This is a genomic window from Phenylobacterium sp., assembly GCF_046291545.1.
Lineage (GTDB): Bacteria > Pseudomonadota > Alphaproteobacteria > Caulobacterales > Caulobacteraceae > Phenylobacterium.
This window is the reverse complement of the sequence record NZ_JBKBSM010000001.1, coordinates 547,159-565,175: the sequence shown is the minus strand read 5'-3', so window position 1 is coordinate 565,175 and position 18,017 is coordinate 547,159. Positions and strand designations below refer to the sequence as shown.

Genomic DNA, 18,017 nt, shown 5'->3' with positions numbered 1-18,017 from the left:
GCCTCGCCGCACGCCCGCCGCTTTCTCGAGCCAAGGTTTTTGTGTCGCAGATTTCGGGCGATGATGCGGACATGACGGCGATCCTCTATCCCGTGGCCACGAACGGCGAACAGGCGCTGAGCGCGCCGATCGCGCGCGCCGCGCGTGCGCGGGAGGCCGAGATCGCCGTGGGCCAGGCGGTGGCCTTCGTCACCGAAGCGGTGGGACCGGTCTTCGCCACGCGGGACGCGGCGCTGGACGCATGGCCGGGCCGTGTGGAGGACGACCGGCCGGGACGGCCAGGCGCCTTGCCGGCTGAGGATCGCTACTGCCGCCTGGTGGAGGTGGCTTCCCAACGCCTGCCCGCGCCGGCCAAGCCGGTCTACCGCGAAGGCCGCCGCTGGCCCGCGCCGCCGCCCCCGGCGCCGACGGTGTGGCGGCTTCAGGTCTCCTTCTGGCGGGTCGTCGCGGCCGAGGCGCCGATCGATGCGCCCCAGGCGCGCCAGGCCCGGCGGGGCGAGGCCGTCGTGAGCGGCGGCGAGATGCTGCGCGCCATCGCCCGCCAGCCCCTGCGCCCGGTGGCGCCGCAACAGCCGCTGGACATCGGCCTCTTCGAAGCGCGCCTTCCGGAAAACCCGCAGATCGTCGTGCCGGACGAGTAGGAGATCCCAGACCTTGCGCGCCCCTAGTCTCGACGACCTCGCCGCGTTGGCCGAGGCCGCCTTCGCCGCCTTGCCGGCCGCCTTCCGCCAGATGACCGGCGAGGTGATCTTCCGTGTCGACGACTTTCCGCCACAGGAGGTGCTGGACGACCTGGGCATCGAGGATCCCTTCGAGCTGACCGGCCTCTACCATGGGGTGGACCTGTCGCGCCGGTCGGTGCTGGATCCGCTGCCGCAGCCCTCAATGGTGTTCCTCTACCGCCGGCCGATCCTGGACGAGTGGGCCGAGCGCGGCGACGTCACCTTGGCCGAGCTCGTCGGCCACGTGCTGGTGCACGAGATCGGCCACCATTTCGGCCTCTCGGACGATGACATCGAGGCGATCGAGGCAAGCGCGGACTGACCCCGCAGGCAGGTCAGCCGGCGTCGGGGCCGCTCAGCAGAAAATGGCCGCGCAGGGCGGCGACCGGCTTGTCGCGCCGATCCTGCCAGGCTTCCACGTGGACATTGGCGATGCGACGGCCGACCTTGCGCAGGTCGGCGCGGGCGTAGGTGGTCAGGGCCCGGCCCGGGCGCAGGTATTCGATGGTGACGTCGATGGTCTTGTGCACCCGCGCGCTGGGCTGGACGACCGAGAGCTGCGCCAGGGCCGTCATCTCCAGGAACGCGCCGATCACCCCGCCGTGCAGGGCCGGAAGCATGGTGTTGCCGATCAGGTGGTCGGCGAAGGGCAGGACGGCGGTCATCTCGTCGCCGGCCAGTTCGGCGCGCATGCCCAGGAAGCGGATGTAGGGCACGCGCTGGAGGAAGGCCTGTAGCCGTTCGGCCGCCTCGCTCATCCCTCGCTCCCGCGGTTGAGGATGAAGGCCGCCTGCGCCGTGGCGATCGGATCGGCGGGATCGGCGTCCCAGGCGGTGGCGCGCACGAAGGCGATCAGGCGCGTGACCTTGTAGCAGTGCGCCTCGGCGGTGACGCCCGCCCGTGGCGCGGCCGGGCGCAGGTAGTCGATACGCAGGTCCAGAGTGGCGGTGGGGAAGGGGTCCTGAGACACCGCATGAATCGCCAGGCCGCAGGTGTGGTCCAGCAGGCTGGTGACGACGCCGCCGGCGATGACGTCCGTGTCCGGGTCCCCCACGAGGTCTTCGCGCCAGGAAACCATGATGGAGCCGCGGCCGTCTGCGACGGATACGAACTGAAAGCCCAGGGCGGCGGCCTGCGGGACGTTCTGCGTCATGTGCCGGCCGCGGGGGTCGAGCGTCTCGGTCATCCAGGCGGCGTACGGCCTCGCCGCCTGGCGGTCAACGGTTACCCGACGGCATGGGCCGACAGGGCGGCCACGACGGCGAGGAGCGGAACGGCGGCCATGACGAGGCTGGCGAGACCGGCGAAGGGAGAGAGCGAGTGCGACATTGGGAAACCCCGTTTGAATGTGTGGTGGGCGCGTCGGCCGCGTCCGATGACCGGGGGTATAGGCAATCAATCCCGCGAATACTCGTTAAGTCTTGGTCATGACGCCGAATTCACAATATGAATACTCTGTAAGGTTCGTGAACGCCCGGCCGGGCCCATATCGGGGAAGGTGATGCGACCCAAGGATCTGCTCCATCCTCGGCCCGAGGGCCTCTATTGCCCCTCCGGGGACTTCTACATCGACCCGGTCCGGCCGGTCCCGCGGGCGGTGATCACGCACGGCCATTCCGACCACGCCCGCGCCGGCCACGGCGCGGTGCTCGCCACGCCGGCCACGCTGGACATCATGGCCGAACGCTATGGGGCCGATTTCGCCGACGCCCGGCAGGCCGCCGCCTATGGCGAGACCGTGCATCGCGACGGGGTGGAGATCAGCCTCGTCCCGGCCGGCCACGTGCTGGGCTCGGCGCAGGCGGTGGTCCGTCACCGCGGGATGACCATGGTGGTCTCCGGAGACTACAAGCGCCGCCGCGACCCCACCTGCGCGCCGTTCGAGCCGGTCGGCTGCGATGTCTTCATCAGTGAGGCGACCTTCGGCCTGCCGGTGTTTCGACACCCGCCGGACGCCGGCGAGATCGGTCGGCTGCTGCGCTCGATCGCCCAGTTCCCGGAGCGCTGCCACATGGTCGGCGCCTACGCCTTGGGCAAGGCGCAGCGGGTGATCGCCTTGCTTCGGGAAGCCGGGTGGGAGCGCCCGATCTATGTCCACGGGGCGCTGGAGCGGCTGAACCGGCTTTATGAGGCGCACGGGGTGGCGCTCGGCCCCCTCGCCCCGGCGACCACCTCGGCCAAGGTCGACTTCGCCGGGGAGATCGTGATCGGCCCGCCCTCGGCCCTGTCCGACCGCTGGGGTCGGCGCTTCCCCGACCCGGTGCTCGCCTTCGCCTCCGGCTGGATGAGCGTGCGCGCGCGGGCGCGGCAGCGGGGGGTGGAGCTGCCGCTGGTGATCTCCGACCACGCCGACTGGGACGAGCTGACCGCCACCGCCGCCGAGCTGGCGCCGGGCGAGCTGTGGATCACCCATGGGCGCGAGGAGGCGCTGGCGCGCTGGGCCGAGCTGCACGGCCTGCCGGCGCAGGCCCTGGCCCTGGTCGGCTACGAGGAGGAAGAGGAGGACTGATGCGCGCCTTCGCCGACCTGCTCGACCGGCTGTCGCTGACCGCCTCGCGCAACGCCAAGCTGACCCTGGTGCGCGACCACCTGGCCCGCACGCCCGACCCCGACAGGGGCTGGGCGCTGGCGGCCCTGACCGGCGAGCTGTCCTTCGAGGCGGCCAAGCCGGGCTTCATCCGCAAGGCGATCGAGGCGCGGATGGATCCGCTGCTGTTCCGCTGGTCCTACGACTATGTGGGCGACCTCGCCGAGACCGTCGCCCTCGCCTGGCCGGCGCGGCCCGGCGCCAACCGGGAGCCGGAGCTCTCGGAGGTCGTGGACGCCCTCGCCGGGGCCTCGCGCACGGAGGTGCAGCGCTTGATCGAGGGCTGGCTCGACGCCCTGGACGCCACCTCCCGATGGGCGCTGCTGAAGCTGATGACCGGGGCGCTGCGGGTGGGGGTCTCGGCCCGCCTGGCCAAGCAGGCCCTCGCCGACCTCGGCGGCGTGGAGGTCTCGGCGATCGACGAGGTCTGGCACGCCCAGCGCCCGCCCTACGACGATCTCTTCGCCTGGCTCGAGGGACGGGCCGACCGACCGGCGCCGGATGCGCCCGGCCGGTTCCGGCCGGTCATGCTGGCCCAGGCGATCGACGAGGTCGTCGACCTGCCGAGGTTGGACCCGGCCGACTATGCGGCCGAATGGAAGTGGGACGGAATCCGCGTCCAGGCGGTGAGCGAGCGGGGAATCCGGCGGCTCTATTCACGCACTGGCGACGACATCTCCCAGGCGTTTCCCGACGTGCTCGAGGCGCTGACCTTCGAAGGCGTGATCGACGGCGAACTGCTGGTGCTGCGCGACGGCGCGGTCGCGGGCTTCGGCGAGCTGCAGCAGCGGCTGAACCGAAAGAGCGCCTCGGCAAGGCTGATGGCCAGCCACCCGGCGGGGATCCGCGCCTACGACCTGCTGGCGGAGGGGGGCGAAGACACCCGCGCCCTGCCGTTCGCCGAGCGCCGGGCGCGGCTGGAGGCCTTCGTGGCGAGGGCCGCCTCGCCGCGTATCGACCTTTCGCCGCTGCAGCCGTTCGAAAGCTGGGCCGAACTCGCCGCCCTGCGCGCCGAGCCGCCGCCCGGGGACCCGCAGGCGGCCGAGGGGCTGATGCTCAAGCACCTGACCTCGATCTACGAGGCGGGGCGCCCGAAGGGGCCGTGGTTCAAGTGGAAGCGCGATCCCTACCTGATCGATGCGGTGCTGATGTACGCCCAGCGGGGGCACGGCAAGCGCTCGAGCTTCTATTCCGACTACACCTTCGGCGTCTGGACCGACGGCGAGAACGGAGCGCGGATGCTGACGCCGGTGGGCAAAGCCTACTTCGGCTTCACCGACGACGAGCTGAGGCGGATCGACAAGTTCGTGCGCGACAACACCACCGAGCGGTTCGGGCCCGTACGGGCGGTTCGCGCGGAGCCGCGGTTCGGCCTGGTGCTGGAGGTGGCCTTCGAGGGGCTGCAGCGCTCGACCCGCCACAAATCGGGGGTGGCCATGCGCTTTCCGCGGATCAGCCGCCTGCGCTGGGACAAGCCGCCTGCCGAGGCCGACGAGCTTACGAGCCTGGAGCGGATGCTGGAGCGACAGGAGGGGCGCTGAACCGGCGGGCGACCAGCAGCCCCATCACCAGCGCCTGGACGACGCCGGAGATCAGGCTGATCGGATAGCCGGCGAGCGGGGCGAACACCGCCGCTCCCTGGCGGCCCGCCAGGGTGGAGCCGACGACGCCGCCGACGCCGTAGGCTAGGGCCAGGGCTAGGATGGCGGCCAGGTCGCCGCGCTGCGGCCGCGGGCCCATCCGGAACCAGGCGATGACGCCGAGGTCCCGGGCGACGAACGCCATCAGGGCCGCGCCCTGCCAGGCGCGGACGTCCCGCCAGCCGCCGACGCCGAGGGCCAGGATCACCAGGGCGACCGCGACCACCCAGGGCGCCAGGGCCGCCGGCGCCAGGGGACTTGCGCCCCTCACGTCGCCGCCGCGCAGGGCGGCGGCGAACCGGCGCAGGCGCACGCGGTCGGCCGGCTCGGCGAAGGCCGCGGCGTAGGCGCAGAGGGCCACGGCCAGGGCGGCGGCCACCAGGCTGGCGCCCAGCCCCTCGTTGCGGAAGGGAAAGCCTCCCGCGAACACCGCCAGGAACGCCAGGAACACCGGCCAGACCAGCAGCGCCGAGCCCATCATCAGTTCAAGCCGCATCAGCCGCCAGGCGCCGACCACCGCGAACAGCGCGAAGAACCCCGCCGCCAGGGTGCGGAACCCGGCGGCCGGCGCGATCAGGCCCCACCAGGCGACGAAGCCGTCGCCCTCGAACAGCCACCTCAGCCAGTCCAGCCCGACGCCCTTTTGGAATCCGCTGGAGCCGGAGACCGCCGACAGCAGCACCAGTCCCAGGAGCAGGCCGCCGAGCACCACTCCGCCCCGGGCGGGACGGCCTTCGGCGCGGGCCTTGCGTACGCCGATCAGGGCCGCCCCCAGGGCGAGGGCCTGGAACAGGAGGGCCAGGGCGAGGAAGAAGCCGAGGCTCCACCAGCCCCGCGGCGCTCCCGCCTGGAGGGTGAGGGGAACCATCGCCAGCAGGCCGCTCAGGGCGCAGAGCCAGGCCAGGCTTCCGGCGCCGAACAGCTTGCCCCAGGTCATCTGCCAGGGGGTGAGCGCCGACAGGCGTTGAAAGTCCCAGGTCCGTTCGGCGATCTCAGCCAGCACCGAGCCGCCAGCGGCGCGGGAGGCCCAGAGCAGACCGCAGACCACATAGACCAGGAACCCGACCCCGGAGAGGGTGTGGGCGGCGAGCTCGGGCCGGCCGCGCACCGTGAGCAGGGCCGCCCCATAGACCAGGACCAGGGTCACGGCCGCCCAGGCGAGCCGCCGCGGGGACGCCTCGAGCCAGAGGTTGCGCTGGAACTCCGGGTTCATCGGCGCACCTCGTCCAGATAGGCGTCCTCCAGGGTGCGGCGCACAGGCTGGAATGAGCGCGGCCGCAGACCCGCGCCGACCAGGCGCGCGAGCGCCTCGGCGTCGTCGACGCCCTCCGGCGCCAGGAGGATGACCTGGTCTGCGTCCTGCCTCTCCAGTTCAAAGCCGAGGTCGGACAGGCGTTCGGCCAGGTCCGCAGGGGGTTCGGCGAAGGTCGCGGCCACCCGCATCCCGTCGCGGACGCCGGCGCCGGCCGCCACCACTCCCCCGCCCGCCGCGCGGCCGTCGCGCAGCATCAGCATCCGGGTGGAGTAGTCTTCCAGCTCGGCCAGGATGTGCGAGGAGACGACGATGGTCATCCCCTCCGCGGCCAGCCGCAGGATCAGCTCGGAGAGGCTGCGGCGCGCCTCGGGGTCGAGGCCGGCGGCCGGCTCGTCGAGCAGCAGCACCTTGGGCTGGTGGACGATGGTCTGGGCGATGGCCAGCCGCTGGCGAAGCCCGCGGGAGAGCGCGCCGGCGCGGGCGTCCAGGCGATCCGAAAGCTGCACCCGGGCGGCGGCGGCCTCCGCGGCGCGCGGAGCGTCGGCCTCGCCGACGCCGCGGGAGCGCGCGGCGTAGAGCAGGCACCGGCGCACGCTGAGCTCTTCATAGAGGCCGTAAAAGTCGGGCAGGTAGCCGAGGGCGGCGTGGACCGCCCGCGGGTCGCGCTGGGTGTCCATCCCGGCCACGGCGATGCGGCCTTCGGTGGGCGCGTCCAGGGCGGCGATGCAGCGCAGGAGGGTGGTCTTGCCCGCGCCGTTGGGGCCCACCAGGGCCAGGACCGCGCCCGGCTCGACGCTGAACGAGACGCCATGCAGGGCGCGGGCCGTAGGATAGTCGTAGACGACGTCCCGGACCTCGATCATGCCAGCACGGCCTGGGCTTCGAGGAAATCGGCCAGGTTTCCGCCCTCGAACAGGAACCCACGGACGCCGGCGCGCAGGGCGGCCTCCAGGTCGGCGGGCTTGTCGCCCACCATGATCGAGCGCTCGCGGTCGATCGGGTGTTCGGCCAGGGCCTTCAGCAGCATGCCGGGATTGGGCTTGCGGTCCGGCGGATCGGGATGGCGGTAGGCCTCGAGCGGCGCCTCGGGATGGTGGGGCGCGAAGTAGATGGCGTCGATCCGTCCGCCGCTGGCGGCCAGGTCCTCGACCATCCTGGCGTGCAGGGCCTGCATGTCCGCTTCGGAGTAGTAGCCGCGGCCGATACCGGACTGGTTGGTCACCACGATCACCAGCCAGCCGGCGCGGTTGAAGGCGCCGATCGCCTCCTTGGCGCCCTCCACCCACTGGAAATCCTCCCAGCGGTGGACGTAGCCGTGGTCGATGTTGAGAACGCCGTCGCGGTCGAGGAACAGGGCTGGACGCAGCATGGCCACTGGAGGCTGAACGAGGGTCCGGCGACTATAGACGCCTTGGCCGTCTTCGTCAGGGGCGGCTGCGGATGCGCCTGAGAGGGGCCGCACGCTTGCGGCCGTCACCGCGATCGGTGCTAATGCCGGCGCCCCGTCTCAGCGTACCCCGAGCCCCGCCTTGCCTCATGACCCCGCGGCCGCAGCCGCTCCGCCCGTCCTGGCGATCGACGACCTCAGGGTCGAGTTCGAAACCTTCGACGGCGCCGTGGCGGCGGTGCGAGGCGTGTCGCTGGCGATCGGGCGGGGCGAGACCCTGGGCGTGGTCGGCGAAAGCGGCTCGGGCAAGAGCCAGACCTTCATGACGGTGATGGGGCTGCTGGCGGCGAACGGGCGGGCGTCCGGCTCGGCGCGGTTCCGCGGCCAGGAGCTTTTGGGGCTGAAGCCACGGGCGCTGAACCGCATTCGCGGCTCGAAGATGACCATGATCTTCCAGGACCCGCTGACGGCCCTGACGCCGCACGTGAAGATCGGCGAGCAGATCGCCGAACCCCTGCGCCTGCACCTGGGCCTGTCCGACCGCGACGCCGCCGCACGGGCGCGCCAGTGGCTGGAGAGGGTCCGCATCCCCGAGGCCGCCCGGCGCATGGGACAGTATCCGCATGAACTGTCCGGCGGCATGCGTCAGCGGGTGATGATCGCCCAGGCGATGGCCGTGGAGCCCGAGCTGCTGATCGCCGACGAGCCGACCACGGCGCTGGACGTGACGGTGCAGGCCGAGATCCTCGACCTGATGGACGAACTGCGCCGGGATACCGGCACGGCCATGGCCCTGATCACCCACGACATGGGCGTGATCGCGCGGCTGGCCGACCGGGTCTGCGTGATGAAGGACGGAGCCTATGTGGAGGAGGGGCCGGTCGAGGCCATCTTCGCCGCCCCACGCACCGACTACACGAAGGGCCTGCTGGAGGCGATCCCGCGCCTGGACCGCGCCGACCGGGGCGGCCGGCCCATGCCGGCGCCGCCGCCGCCCGACGCGCCGGTGGTGGTGGAGGCGCGGGGCGTGAAGGTGTGGTTCCCCGTGCGCTCGGGCCTGTTCGGCGCCAAGGCCGACCTGCGCGCCGTCGACGGCGTGGACCTGACGGTGCGCCAGGGCGAGACCCTCGGGGTGGTGGGCGAGAGCGGCTGCGGCAAGTCGACCCTGTCACGCGCCATCCTCAACCTGATCCCGCCGAGCGCGGGGGCGGTGACCCTTATGGGGCGCGACATCACCCATGCGGACCAGCGGGCGCTGCGGACGGCCCGGAAGGACCTGCAGATCGTCTTCCAGGACCCGCTGGCCAGCCTGGACCCCCGCATGACCATCGGCGACTCGATCGCCGAGCCGCTGCGGGTCTATCGGCCCGATCTGGCCCGGGATCAGCGCGAGACCGAGGTGCGGGCCATGATGGTCCAGGCGGGCCTCTCCGAGACGCTGATCAACCGCTATCCGCACGAGCTCTCCGGAGGCCAGAACCAGCGGGTGGGAATCGCCCGGGCCATGATCCTGAAGCCGCGGCTGGTGATCTGCGACGAGGCGGTCTCGGCCCTGGACGTCTCGATCCGGGCGCAGATCATCGACCTCTTGATCGAACTGCAGCGGCGGATGGGCCTGGCGATGATCTTCATCAGCCACGACCTGGCCGTGGTGCGTGAGATCAGCCATCGGGTGATGGTGCTCTATCTGGGACGGGTGATGGAGGAGGCCGGCCGCGATGCGCTCTATTCCGATCCGCGTCATCCCTATACGCGCGCCCTGCTGTCCGCCGCGCCGATTCCCGACCCCGTGCGCGAGCGCGCCCGAACCCGGTTGAGGCTCACCGGCGAGCCCCCGAGCCCGCTCGACCCGCGCTCGGCCCTGCGGTTCCTGCCGTCGCGGCTCAGCGCCGACCCCGGGGCGCGGGTCGAGCCGCCGAGGCTGCTCGAAGTGGCCCCGGGCCACTGGGTCTCCGAGTTCGATCCCCCGGCGTCGGCGGCCTGAATCTTGAAGGCGAGGACAGGCATGACCCAGAAGATCACACCTGTCCTGATGTCCGGCGGCTCGGGCACGCGGCTGTGGCCCGTCTCGCGGGCGGCCCGTCCCAAGCAGTTCCATGCGCTGGGGACCGCCCGAACCCTGATCCAGGACACGGCCCTGAGGGCCAGCGGCGAGCTGTTCGCGCCGGCCGTGGTGGTCTGCAACGCCGCCCACGCCGATCTGGCGCGGTCGCAACTGGCCGAAGCTGGCGTGGCGCCCCAGGCGCTGATGCTGGAGCCGGCGGCGCGCAACACCGCGGCCTGCGCGGTCGCCGCGGCCGCCTGGCTGGCGGCCCGCGATCCCGCCGCCCTGATGCTGCTGCTGCCGGCCGACCACAACGTCCGCGACGCCGACGCCTTCCGCGCTGCGGTGGCCCAAGGCCGCGGCGCCGCGGCGGACGGGGCGCTGGTGGTGTTCGGCCTGAAGCCCGCCTGGCCCGAGACCGGCTACGGCTACATCCGCGCGGCGACGGCGGACGGGGCGGTGCGGCCGGTGGCGGCGTTCGTCGAAAAGCCCTGTCTGGCGGACGCCGAGCGGTTCTTCGCCGATCCGGCCTACAGCTGGAACGCGGGCATGTTCCTGTTCTCCGCCGCGGCCTTCCTTGAAGAGGCCCGGCGCCTGGCCCCGGAGGTCGCCAAGGCCGCCGAAGCCGCCGTGGCCGAGGCGGCCGTCGACGGCGACCTCGTCGCGCTCGGGGACAGCTTCGCCGCCGCGCCCTCGATCTCCATCGACTATGCGGTGATGGAGCGGACGGACCGGGCGATGGTGGTGCCCTGCGACATGGGCTGGAGCGACGTGGGCGCCTGGCGGGCCATCTGGGATCTGGCTGACAAGTCCGACAGCGGCGACGCCTTCGAGGGCGAGGTGGTCGCCGCCGCCACCGAAGGCTGCCTGGCCCGGACGGACGGCCCCCCGGTGGTCCTCGCCGGAGTAAAGGACCTGGTGGTCGTGGTCGAGAACGGCGTCGTCATGGTCTGCGCCAAGGACGCTTCGGCGGCGCTGAAGACCGCCGTGGAGAGCCTGAAGGCCAACGGGCGGGCCGAACTGCTCTGACGGCCTGCGCCGGCGCTCAGTCGGTGAACACCACAGTCTTGGCGCCGTTCAGGAGCACGCGGTCCTCCAGGTGCCAGCGCACGGCGCGGGCCAGGACCCGCCGCTCGATGTCCCGGCCCTTGCGGATCAGGTCCTTGGGCGCGTCGCGGTGGCTGATGCGCTCGACGTCCTGCTCGATGATCGGCCCCTCGTCGAGGTCGGCGGTGACGTAGTGGGCCGTGGCCCCGATCACCTTTACGCCGCGAGCGTGGGCCTGGTGATAGGGCCGCGCGCCCTTGAACCCCGGCAGGAACGAGTGGTGGATGTTGATGCAGCGCCCCTCCAGCTTGGCCGCCAGCCCTTCGGAAAGGACCTGCATGTAGCGGGCGAGGACCACGAGCTCGGTGTCGGTGTCCTGGATCAGCTTCCAGATCGCCGCCTCCTGCTCGAGCTTGGTGGCCCGGGACACCGGCAGGTGATGGAAGGGCGCGCCGGAGAGGTCGAGGTGCTGGAAGGTCTCGGCGGGGTGGTTGGCGACCACCGCCGTCAGATCCATCGGCAGCTCCCCCCGCCGCCAGCGGTACAGCAGGTCGGCCAGGCAATGATCGGTCTGGGAGGCCAGGATCATCACCCGGCGGCGCGTCTTCTGGTCGCGCAGCCGCCATTGAAAGGCGAACCGCTCGGCGATCGGCTCGAGCGCCGCGCTCAGGGCGGCCGCGTCCTGCCCCTGCACGTCGAACACCACGCGCATGAAGAACCGGCCCGTCTCCTGGTCGTCGTACTGCTGGGCGTCGAGGATGTTGCATCCGCGCTCGAACAGGAAGGTGGAGACGGCGGCGACGATGCCGGGGCGGTCGGGGCAGGAAAGGGTGAGGATCATGGCCGGGGGGCTTAGCCGACATCCCGCCGCCGCCGTCAAGCCGTGATGACGACCACGCTTCAGGCCGCCGCCAGCGCCCGGGCCCGTCCGACCGCCCTCGCCGCCAGGAAGTAGCAGGGAATCGCGAGCGCCGAGAGGCAGGTGAAGGCGAAGAGGGTCCAGCTGTAGGGGTGGGTGACCTCGGCGGCGATCAGGCGGTCCACGAGTATGCCGCTGCCGGTGACGCCGAGGCCAAGGCCGACGACGTTGAGGGCCATGATGTAGAAGGCGACGACGGTGGATCGCACCTGCGGCGGACAGAGCTCCTGCACCGCCGAAAAGGTGGGGCCGTAGAAGGCGCCGAGCTGGAAGTAGGCGACCACGATGCCGACCCAGAAGAAGACGCTGTCCGCCGGCGCCAGGCGATAGGCCAGGTTCACCGGCAGAAGGGCCAGCAGCAGCAGAACCATGAACATCGCGCGGCTGCGCCCGGTGGCCGCGACCCAGCGGTCCGAGGCGACCCCGCCGAAGAGGTTGCCCGCCACGCCGGAGAAGGTGGCGATCGCGCCGCTGATGATGGCGATGTCCGAGCGTTCGAAGCCGCGCTCGCGCACCAGCCAGAGCTGGTCGAAGCTGGCTGCGCCGAGGATGAAGTGCACGACCACACCGCCCAGGATGGTGAGCTGCAGGGCCGCAGAGCCGCGCACCGCGCCGATGAAGACCTTGATCAGTTCGCCCAGCTTCGGCCGTTCGGCATGGGCGCCGCGGCCGTGGGCGCGCGTCTCCTTCACCTGGAAGACCACGAGCGAGAAGACGACGCCCAGCCCCCCGAGCAGGAAGAAGCAGTTGCGCCAGCCGATGGCTTCGCCGAGCACGCCGGCGACCAGCAGGCTGACGCCGACGCCGATGGGCACGCCCATGTAGTAGAAGCCGGTGGCGAAGCCGAGCTTCGCCGGCGGAAAGCGATCGGCCAGGAGCGACATGGCCGTTGGCGTGAGGGCCGATTCCCCGACGCCGATGAACACCCGCGGGATGGCCAGGGTGACGAAGTTCCTGGCCAGGCCCGACGCCGCGGTCAGGGCGCTCCAGGCCAGCATCGCCGTCGCGATCAGCCGCGGCCGGTGCACGAGGTCGGCGAGGCCGCCCATGAACAGCCCCGCGACGGCGTAGAAGACGATGAACACGAGGCCGGTGAGCAGGCCGAACTCGGTGTTGGTCAGCCCCAGGTCAGGGACGATGTAGTTGGCGAAGCTCGCCAGCAACTGGCGGTCCACGAAATTGAGCACGTTCATCAGGGTGAGCAGGACAAGCAGGCCGTAGCCCGCCTCGGTCCCGCCGCCGTCGCGCGGCTGCGTCATGGTCATCCTCCCGGTGCGCGGCGGTTTCTGCACCGTCCGCCGTCGCTTGTGAGTCCGAGAGTAGCCGGCTGGTCCGGCGAGTCGACCGCGGATCCGTCCGCACCGCCCTTCCGCAGCGGGCTCAGCCCTCGCGCATGCGCAGGATCACCGACTGGCTGGCGGTGGCCATCAGCTCCCCGTCGCGGGAGAACAGGTTCATCATCCCATGGCCGAAGCCGGAGTGGACGCCGATGATCTGGATGTCGCACAGCACCCAGTCGGTGGGAACGATCCGGCGGATGCGCAGGGTGTTGTCCAGGCTGTTGCCGCCGCCGTGGCGGCCGAGCGCCGCGCCGAAGCCCGAGGGGACGTGGTCGGCGAACACCGCCAGCATCCCGGCGTCGATCGGATAGTCGCCGACCGGGCGGACCCACATGACCATGCGGCCGTCGGGGCTGATCGACCCGTCGCGCACGCCCTCGCCATAGCGGCCCTTGACCATGCGCGTTTCGATGCGCCCGTGCAGGTCGTTGCGGTTCTCCTGCGGCCACAGCTCTGAAGGCTCGCAATCCTCCGGCGGCGGGACGTCGGGCATGGCCGCCCACTGGTGGGAGACGTCGTCCGGCCGGGTTCCCAGCGCTGCGTTGACGGTCAGGATCTCCTTGTCGCCCACGTGGCTGATCACGCGGGCCTGGCTGGTGTGCTTGCCGTGCGCCGGCACCCAGACGTCGAGGTCCACGATCGACGGCGGGCGGGCGTAGGACAGGTACTGCGCCGTGGCCCAGATCACCGGGCGCTCGAGGGTTCGCTCCATGGCTGTGATCGCCGAGGCCAGGCCGACGCCGCCGAACATGAACAGGTTTCCCGGCGGGCCCACGCAGACGCCCTCGGTCAGCGGCAGGTACCAGCGGTGCGGGTTGTGGGTGGCTTGCAGGTCGAAGAAGGTCGCGCTCATGCGGCTCTCATGATCGTCCTGCTGCGTTGCGGCAAGCCCTCCGATGGCGCGACCGCGGGCCTCAGGCCGCGGCCAGCAGCGGCGGCGGAGCCGGCGCCTGGGCGGCCTCGGCCAGCAGCCAGGCGCCGAACGCCTCGGCGGCGGGTTTCGGCTCGCCTTCCGGCAGGATGAAGTGGAAGCGCGCCGGCGTGGAGACGAAGCCGAGCGGGGCGATCAGCCGGCCGGCCGCCACATCGCCAGCCACATAGATCCAGGGCGTCACGCCCACCCCCAGGCCCGCCGTCGCGGCCTCCAGGGTGTAGAAGATGTGCTCGAACTCCCGCCGCTCCGGCGGCTCGTCGAGCGCAAGGCCCGTGTGGCTCTGCCACTCGGCCCAGGCGCGCAGATGCGTGCGCGTGTCCAGCCGCGGCAGGCGCGCGATGCCCGCCAGGCTCGTCCCGGCGCCGGCGGCCAGCTCCGGCGACAGCACCGGGCCATGGAAGTTGTCCAGGAAGGCGACCGAGCGCACCCCATGGGCCGGCACGTGCTCGGTCAGGCGAATCGCGGCGTCGAACGGCTGGCGGGCGAAATCCACCGGACCATAGGCCTCTGTCACGGTCACCTTCAGGCCGGGGTGGGCGGCGTGGAACGCCGGCAGCCGAGGGATCAGCCAGCGCATCGCCAAGGTGCCGACGCAGGACAGGCGAAGCTCGCTTTCGGCCGCGGTCATCAGATCGAGGAAGGTCCGCTCGATCGCGTCGAGACTGGCGGAGAGCGTCGCGGCGAGCCGCGCCCCAGCCTCGGTGAGCCGCAGGCGATGACGCGGCCCTTCCGTCAGGCTAAGGCCGGTGGCGCGTTCCAGGCTGCGGATCTGGCGGCTGATCGCCCCGTGGGTGACGCAAAGCTCGTCGGCCGCCAGCGTCATCTGGCCCAGGCGCGCGAACGCCTCGAAGGCGCGCAGGCCGGTCAGGGGCGGCAGATCGCGTCTGGCCATGTGATTTGAACTCACAAGAACGCGCCCCTTATATCGATTGCTGCGCCGCGGCGAAATACCCATGCTCTCTCAAAATCAACGGCCGGTTGTACGCCGGCCGAGGGGGAGCTCATGACGAACCTAGCCTATGCGGCCGGCGACGGCCGCTTCCGGCCGGCTGCGCCCAGGCCGTTGGCCCGGACGCCGCCGCTGTGGCGCTTCATGGTCGGCGAACTGCGCCAGAACGTGATCCTCGGCTGGACCGAGGAGGCCTTCGAGGCGCCGATCGTCAGCCGGCCGCTGTTCGGCTTCCACTTCCACGTGGTCAGCGACCCGGACGCGGTCGGCCGGGTGCTGCTGGACAATGTGGCTAACTACCCCAAGCCCGCCCTCCTGCAGGCGCTCGCCGGCGACCTCCTGGGCGAGGGCCTGTTCGCCGCCGAGGGCGAGAGCTGGAAGCGCCAGCGCCGCGTCATGGCGCCGGTGTTCACCCCCGCCGCCGTCAAGGGCTTCATGCCGGACTTCCTGGGCGAGGCGCAGGTCGCCGCCGGGGCCTGGGCGCATCAGGCGCCGGGGGTGGTCGACCTGGCCGCCGCGGCGACCGCCACGACCTTCCGCGTGATCTCGCGCACGCTCTGCTCATCGGAGGCGGTGATGAGCACCGGGGAGGCCCACGAACACGTGGCCTCCGCCCTGGCTTCACTGGGCGATTTTCGCCCCGGCGCCCTGATGGGCGCGCCCTGGCTGGACGTCTCCCCCCGCCTGCGCCGGGCGGCTCAGGGGCGGGCCTTCCTAAAGAACGCCATGGCCCGGTTCCTGGAGGAACGGCGGGTCGGCGACGATCCGCCGGACGACTTCATTACCCGCCTGCTGCGCGCCTTCAGCCAGGACTACGCCCCGGACGAGGCCGCGCGCCTGACCCTGCATAACGCCGTGACCTTCCTGGTCGCCGGCCATGAGACCACGGCCAACGCCCTGGCCTGGACGCTCTACATCCTGAGCGAGCAGCAGGAGGTCCAGGAGGTGCTGGCCGCAGAGGCGCGCGACGCCCTGACCGAGACTGATCCGGACGCGATCATCGAATGGCTGCCCTATCTTCGCTGGGTGCTGGACGAGACCCTCAGGCTCTATCCGCCGGCCCCGCGCATCGAACGCCAGGCGGCGGCCGACGACGAGCTCTGCGGCCATCGGGTCCGCAAGGGCGATCTCGTCAGCGTCTGGCCCTGGCTGGTCCATCGCCATCGCCGTCTGTGGAACGACCCCGACGTCTTCGACCCGGAGAACTTCAGTCCCGAGGCCAGGGACGGGCGCCACCGCTTCCAGTACATCCCCTTCGGCGCGGGGCCGCGGGTGTGCATCGGCGCCCAGTTCGCCACGGCCGAGGCGCTGCTGATCCTGGCCACATGGTTGGCGCGCTACCGCTTCTCGCCGGCGCCCGGCCATCGGGTCGAGGTCCAGGCCGACATCGCGTTGCGGCCGAAGGGCGGGCTGCCGCTGAAGGTCGAGGCGATGGCTTGAGGGGCGGCGGGGGCCGCGCGAACGCCCCCTAAAGTCCGTTCGCCGCCGAGAGGATCGCGCGGACCGAGGCGGTGGCGACGTCGGTGTCGAGCCCCACGCCGAAGACGATGCGGCCGTCGGCGGCTTGGCACTCGACATAGGCTGCGGCCTGGGCCCCGCCGCCGTGGCCGATGGCGTGCTCCTGGTAGTCGAGGATGTCCAGGCTTACCCCGCAGCCCGCCTGCAGCGCGGCCAGCACGCTGGAGAGCAGGCCATTGCCCCGTCCGCTGATCGCCTGGGCCTTGCCGTCGACCTTGACCTCGCCGGAGAACACGCGCTCGCCGCCGGCGCGGGCCACGCCCGTCTCGCGGTAGTCGACCAGCTCGAAGCGTTGCGGGCCCTCCAGGTGGTAGGCCCGGGTGAAGGCGCTCCAGATGTCGGCGGCGTTCAGTTCGCGGCTGGTCTCGTCGGCCAGGGCCTGGACCACGCGGGAGAAGTCGCCCTGCATGCGGCGCGGCAGCTTCAGGCCCTTGTCCTGCTGCAGCACCCAGGCGACGCCGCCCTTGCCGGACTGGCTGTTGACGCGGATCACGGCCTCGTAGGAGGCGCCCAGGTCGGCCGGGTCGATCGGCAGGTAAGGCACTTCCCAATAGTCGTCGTTCTGGGTCTCGCGGGCGGCGAAGCCCTTCTTGATGGCGTCCTGGTGGGAGCCCGAGAAGGCGGTGAACACCAGCTCGCCCGCATAGGGATGGCGCGGGTGCACGCCGATCTGGTTGCAGTAGGTCACGGTGTTGACCACCGACTCCAGGTCCGAAAAGTCCAGGTTCGGCGAGACGCCCTGGGTGTAGAGGTTGAGCGCCAGGGTGACGAGATCGACGTTGCCGGTGCGCTCACCGTTGCCGAACAGGCAGCCCTCGACCCGGTCGGCCCCGGCCATCAGCCCCAGTTCGGCGGCGGCCACGCCGGAACCGCGGTCGTTGTGCGGGTGCAGACTGATCACCACGCTGTCCCGCCGTGAGATATGGCGGCAGAACCACTCGATCTGGTCGGCGTAGACGTTGGGCGTTGCCGCCTCGACGGTGGCCGGCAGGTTCAGGATGACCGGCCGCTCCGGCGTGGGCTCCAGCACGTCGAGCACCGCCTCGCAAACCTCAAGGCTGAAATCGAGCTCGGTGGTGGAGAAGGTCTCCGGCGAGTACTCGAAGGTCCAGCGCGTGCCCGGCCGCCGCTCGGCCTCCTCTCGAAGCTGACTCACACCGGTGACCGCGATGTCCTTGATCCCGGCCCGGTCCATGCCGAAGACGATCTTGCGGAAGGCGGGCGAGACGGCGTTGTAGAGGTGGACGCAGGCCTGCTCGGCGCCCTCCAGGGCCTCGAAGGTGCGGGCGATCAGGTCGGCGCGCGACTGGGTCAGCACCTGGATCATGACGTCGGCCGGAATGAGCCGCTTGGCGATCAGGCCGGAGATGAAGTCGAACTCGGTCTGTGAGGCCGAGGGGAAGCCCACCTCGATCTCCTTCAGGCCGATCTTCACCAGCATGTCGAAGAAGCGCTGCTTCTTCTCGCCGTCCATCGGGTCGATGAGGGCCTGGTTGCCGTCCCGCAGGTCCGTGGACAGCCAGCGCGGCGCCTTGGTGATCACCCGGGAGGGCCACTGGCGGTCGGGCAGGTCGATGGGCTGGAAGGGGCGGTACTTGGTCGAGGGGTCGCGCAGCATCGGTCGCGCCTTTGCGTCTGGGTCACGGAATCAGGGATGCGGCTCGCGCGCCGCCGC

The 18,017-nt window shown here is 71.4% G+C and carries 17 protein-coding genes; 7 read left to right on the top strand and 10 right to left on the bottom strand.

The window, feature by feature from the left end; genetic code table 11:
* The first annotated feature begins 71 nt into the window (after positions 1–71).
* Together ACK4YQ_RS02810 and ACK4YQ_RS02805 are read left to right on the top strand one after the other, a co-directional pair.
* Entirely contained in the window at positions 72–641 is a 570-nt protein-coding gene (locus tag ACK4YQ_RS02810; protein WP_409608060.1) for a hypothetical protein, read from the top strand.
* A 13-nt stretch (positions 642–654) separates the two neighbouring features.
* Positions 655–1,044, top strand: a complete 390-nt coding sequence (locus ACK4YQ_RS02805; protein ID WP_409608058.1) for a metallopeptidase family protein — start codon at positions 655–657, stop codon at positions 1,042–1,044.
* Between the two features lie 13 nt (positions 1,045–1,057).
* On the opposite strand, the gene ACK4YQ_RS02800 is transcribed toward ACK4YQ_RS02805, so the two are convergent.
* Together ACK4YQ_RS02800 and ACK4YQ_RS02795 are read right to left on the bottom strand one after the other, a co-directional pair.
* A complete protein-coding gene (locus tag ACK4YQ_RS02800) occupies positions 1,058–1,480 on the bottom strand; it encodes a PaaI family thioesterase (RefSeq protein ID WP_409608056.1) in 423 nt (140 codons plus the stop codon).
* On the bottom strand, positions 1,477–1,908 hold the full coding sequence (locus tag ACK4YQ_RS02795) for a PaaI family thioesterase (RefSeq protein ID WP_409608054.1): 432 nt from the start codon (positions 1,906–1,908) through the stop codon (positions 1,477–1,479). The genes ACK4YQ_RS02800 and ACK4YQ_RS02795 overlap by 4 nt, the downstream gene beginning before the upstream one ends.
* Before the next feature lie 315 nt (positions 1,909–2,223).
* Between ACK4YQ_RS02795 and ACK4YQ_RS02790 the strand changes: the two genes are divergently transcribed.
* Together ACK4YQ_RS02790 and ACK4YQ_RS02785 are read left to right on the top strand one after the other, a co-directional pair.
* Positions 2,224–3,231 carry a ligase-associated DNA damage response exonuclease gene (locus tag ACK4YQ_RS02790; protein ID WP_409608052.1) on the top strand — a complete coding sequence of 336 codons (1,008 nt, stop codon included), beginning with the start codon at positions 2,224–2,226 and terminating at the stop codon, positions 3,229–3,231.
* Positions 3,231–4,850 carry a cisplatin damage response ATP-dependent DNA ligase gene (locus tag ACK4YQ_RS02785; protein WP_409608050.1) on the top strand — a complete coding sequence of 540 codons (1,620 nt, stop codon included), beginning with the start codon at positions 3,231–3,233 and terminating at the stop codon, positions 4,848–4,850. The genes ACK4YQ_RS02790 and ACK4YQ_RS02785 overlap by 1 nt, the downstream gene beginning before the upstream one ends.
* Here the strand turns inward: ACK4YQ_RS02785 and ACK4YQ_RS02780 are convergent.
* Genes ACK4YQ_RS02780 through ACK4YQ_RS02770 form a run of 3 tightly spaced genes read right to left on the bottom strand, consistent with a single transcriptional unit; the run spans position 4,807 to position 7,573 of the window.
* Positions 4,807–6,162 (bottom strand): hypothetical protein, encoded by a 1,356-nt coding sequence (locus ACK4YQ_RS02780; RefSeq protein WP_409608048.1) that lies wholly within the window; start codon positions 6,160–6,162, stop codon positions 4,807–4,809. The two genes, ACK4YQ_RS02785 and ACK4YQ_RS02780, sit on opposite strands and share 44 nt — an antisense overlap.
* Positions 6,159–7,067: an ABC transporter ATP-binding protein gene (locus ACK4YQ_RS02775; protein WP_409608046.1), complete on the bottom strand. Its 909-nt coding sequence runs from the start codon at positions 7,065–7,067 to the stop codon at positions 6,159–6,161. Before ACK4YQ_RS02775 ends, ACK4YQ_RS02780 begins: the two co-directional genes overlap by 4 nt.
* On the bottom strand, positions 7,064–7,573 hold the full coding sequence (locus ACK4YQ_RS02770; RefSeq protein ID WP_409608044.1) for a D-glycero-alpha-D-manno-heptose-1,7-bisphosphate 7-phosphatase: 510 nt from the start codon (positions 7,571–7,573) through the stop codon (positions 7,064–7,066). The genes ACK4YQ_RS02775 and ACK4YQ_RS02770 overlap by 4 nt, the downstream gene beginning before the upstream one ends.
* Before the next feature lie 160 nt (positions 7,574–7,733).
* On the opposite strand from ACK4YQ_RS02770, the gene ACK4YQ_RS02765 reads away from it, so the two are divergent.
* Both ACK4YQ_RS02765 and ACK4YQ_RS02760 read left to right on the top strand, forming a co-directional pair.
* On the top strand, positions 7,734–9,575 hold the full coding sequence (locus ACK4YQ_RS02765) for a dipeptide ABC transporter ATP-binding protein (RefSeq protein ID WP_409608042.1): 1,842 nt from the start codon (positions 7,734–7,736) through the stop codon (positions 9,573–9,575).
* Positions 9,576–9,596: 21 nt separating this feature from the next.
* Complete coding sequence (locus ACK4YQ_RS02760) at positions 9,597–10,664, top strand: mannose-1-phosphate guanylyltransferase/mannose-6-phosphate isomerase (RefSeq protein ID WP_409608040.1); 1,068 nt, start codon at positions 9,597–9,599, stop codon at positions 10,662–10,664.
* A gap of 16 nt (positions 10,665–10,680) precedes the next feature.
* Here the strand turns inward: ACK4YQ_RS02760 and purU are convergent, their stop codons facing one another.
* From purU to ACK4YQ_RS02740, 4 genes are all read right to left on the bottom strand, one after another.
* On the bottom strand, positions 10,681–11,523 hold the full coding sequence (gene purU, locus ACK4YQ_RS02755) for a formyltetrahydrofolate deformylase (RefSeq protein ID WP_409608038.1): 843 nt from the start codon (positions 11,521–11,523) through the stop codon (positions 10,681–10,683).
* Between the two features lie 59 nt (positions 11,524–11,582).
* Complete coding sequence (locus tag ACK4YQ_RS02750; RefSeq protein ID WP_409608036.1) at positions 11,583–12,860, bottom strand: MFS transporter; 1,278 nt, start codon at positions 12,858–12,860, stop codon at positions 11,583–11,585.
* Between the two features lie 121 nt (positions 12,861–12,981).
* Complete coding sequence (locus ACK4YQ_RS02745) at positions 12,982–13,794, bottom strand: acyl-CoA thioesterase (RefSeq protein WP_409608034.1); 813 nt, start codon at positions 13,792–13,794, stop codon at positions 12,982–12,984.
* 61 nt (positions 13,795–13,855) lie between these two features.
* Positions 13,856–14,767, bottom strand: coding sequence for a LysR substrate-binding domain-containing protein (locus tag ACK4YQ_RS02740; RefSeq protein WP_409608032.1), 912 nt, complete (start codon positions 14,765–14,767; stop codon positions 13,856–13,858).
* Between the two features lie 111 nt (positions 14,768–14,878).
* On the opposite strand from ACK4YQ_RS02740, the gene ACK4YQ_RS02735 reads away from it, so the two are divergent.
* Positions 14,879–16,264, top strand: a complete 1,386-nt coding sequence (locus tag ACK4YQ_RS02735; RefSeq protein WP_409608030.1) for a cytochrome P450 — start codon at positions 14,879–14,881, stop codon at positions 16,262–16,264.
* Positions 16,265–16,292: 28 nt separating this feature from the next.
* On the opposite strand, the gene leuA is transcribed toward ACK4YQ_RS02735, so the two are convergent.
* Positions 16,293–17,960: a 2-isopropylmalate synthase gene (gene leuA / locus ACK4YQ_RS02730; protein WP_409608028.1), complete on the bottom strand. Its 1,668-nt coding sequence runs from the start codon at positions 17,958–17,960 to the stop codon at positions 16,293–16,295.
* Positions 17,961–18,017: the final 57 nt, after the last annotated feature.

Coding starts and splice junctions, on each gene's coding strand:
- ACK4YQ_RS02810 (WP_409608060.1), top strand. CDS start 72: ATGACGGCGATCCTCTATCCCGTGGCCACGAACGGCGAACAGGCGCTG.
- ACK4YQ_RS02800 (WP_409608056.1), bottom strand. CDS start 1,480: ATGAGCGAGGCGGCCGAACGGCTACAGGCCTTCCTCCAGCGCGTGCCC.
- ACK4YQ_RS02795 (WP_409608054.1), bottom strand. CDS start 1,908: ATGACCGAGACGCTCGACCCCCGCGGCCGGCACATGACGCAGAACGTC.
- ACK4YQ_RS02790 (WP_409608052.1), top strand. CDS start 2,224: ATGCGACCCAAGGATCTGCTCCATCCTCGGCCCGAGGGCCTCTATTGC.
- ACK4YQ_RS02785 (WP_409608050.1), top strand. CDS start 3,231: ATGCGCGCCTTCGCCGACCTGCTCGACCGGCTGTCGCTGACCGCCTCG.
- ACK4YQ_RS02780 (WP_409608048.1), bottom strand. CDS start 6,162: ATGAACCCGGAGTTCCAGCGCAACCTCTGGCTCGAGGCGTCCCCGCGG.
- ACK4YQ_RS02775 (WP_409608046.1), bottom strand. CDS start 7,067: ATGATCGAGGTCCGGGACGTCGTCTACGACTATCCTACGGCCCGCGCC.
- ACK4YQ_RS02770 (WP_409608044.1), bottom strand. CDS start 7,573: ATGCTGCGTCCAGCCCTGTTCCTCGACCGCGACGGCGTTCTCAACATC.
- ACK4YQ_RS02760 (WP_409608040.1), top strand. CDS start 9,597: ATGACCCAGAAGATCACACCTGTCCTGATGTCCGGCGGCTCGGGCACG.
- purU (WP_409608038.1), bottom strand. CDS start 11,523: ATGATCCTCACCCTTTCCTGCCCCGACCGCCCCGGCATCGTCGCCGCC.
- ACK4YQ_RS02750 (WP_409608036.1), bottom strand. CDS start 12,860: ATGACGCAGCCGCGCGACGGCGGCGGGACCGAGGCGGGCTACGGCCTG.
- ACK4YQ_RS02745 (WP_409608034.1), bottom strand. CDS start 13,794: ATGAGCGCGACCTTCTTCGACCTGCAAGCCACCCACAACCCGCACCGC.
- ACK4YQ_RS02740 (WP_409608032.1), bottom strand. CDS start 14,767: ATGGCCAGACGCGATCTGCCGCCCCTGACCGGCCTGCGCGCCTTCGAG.
- ACK4YQ_RS02735 (WP_409608030.1), top strand. CDS start 14,879: ATGACGAACCTAGCCTATGCGGCCGGCGACGGCCGCTTCCGGCCGGCT.
- leuA (WP_409608028.1), bottom strand. CDS start 17,960: ATGCTGCGCGACCCCTCGACCAAGTACCGCCCCTTCCAGCCCATCGAC.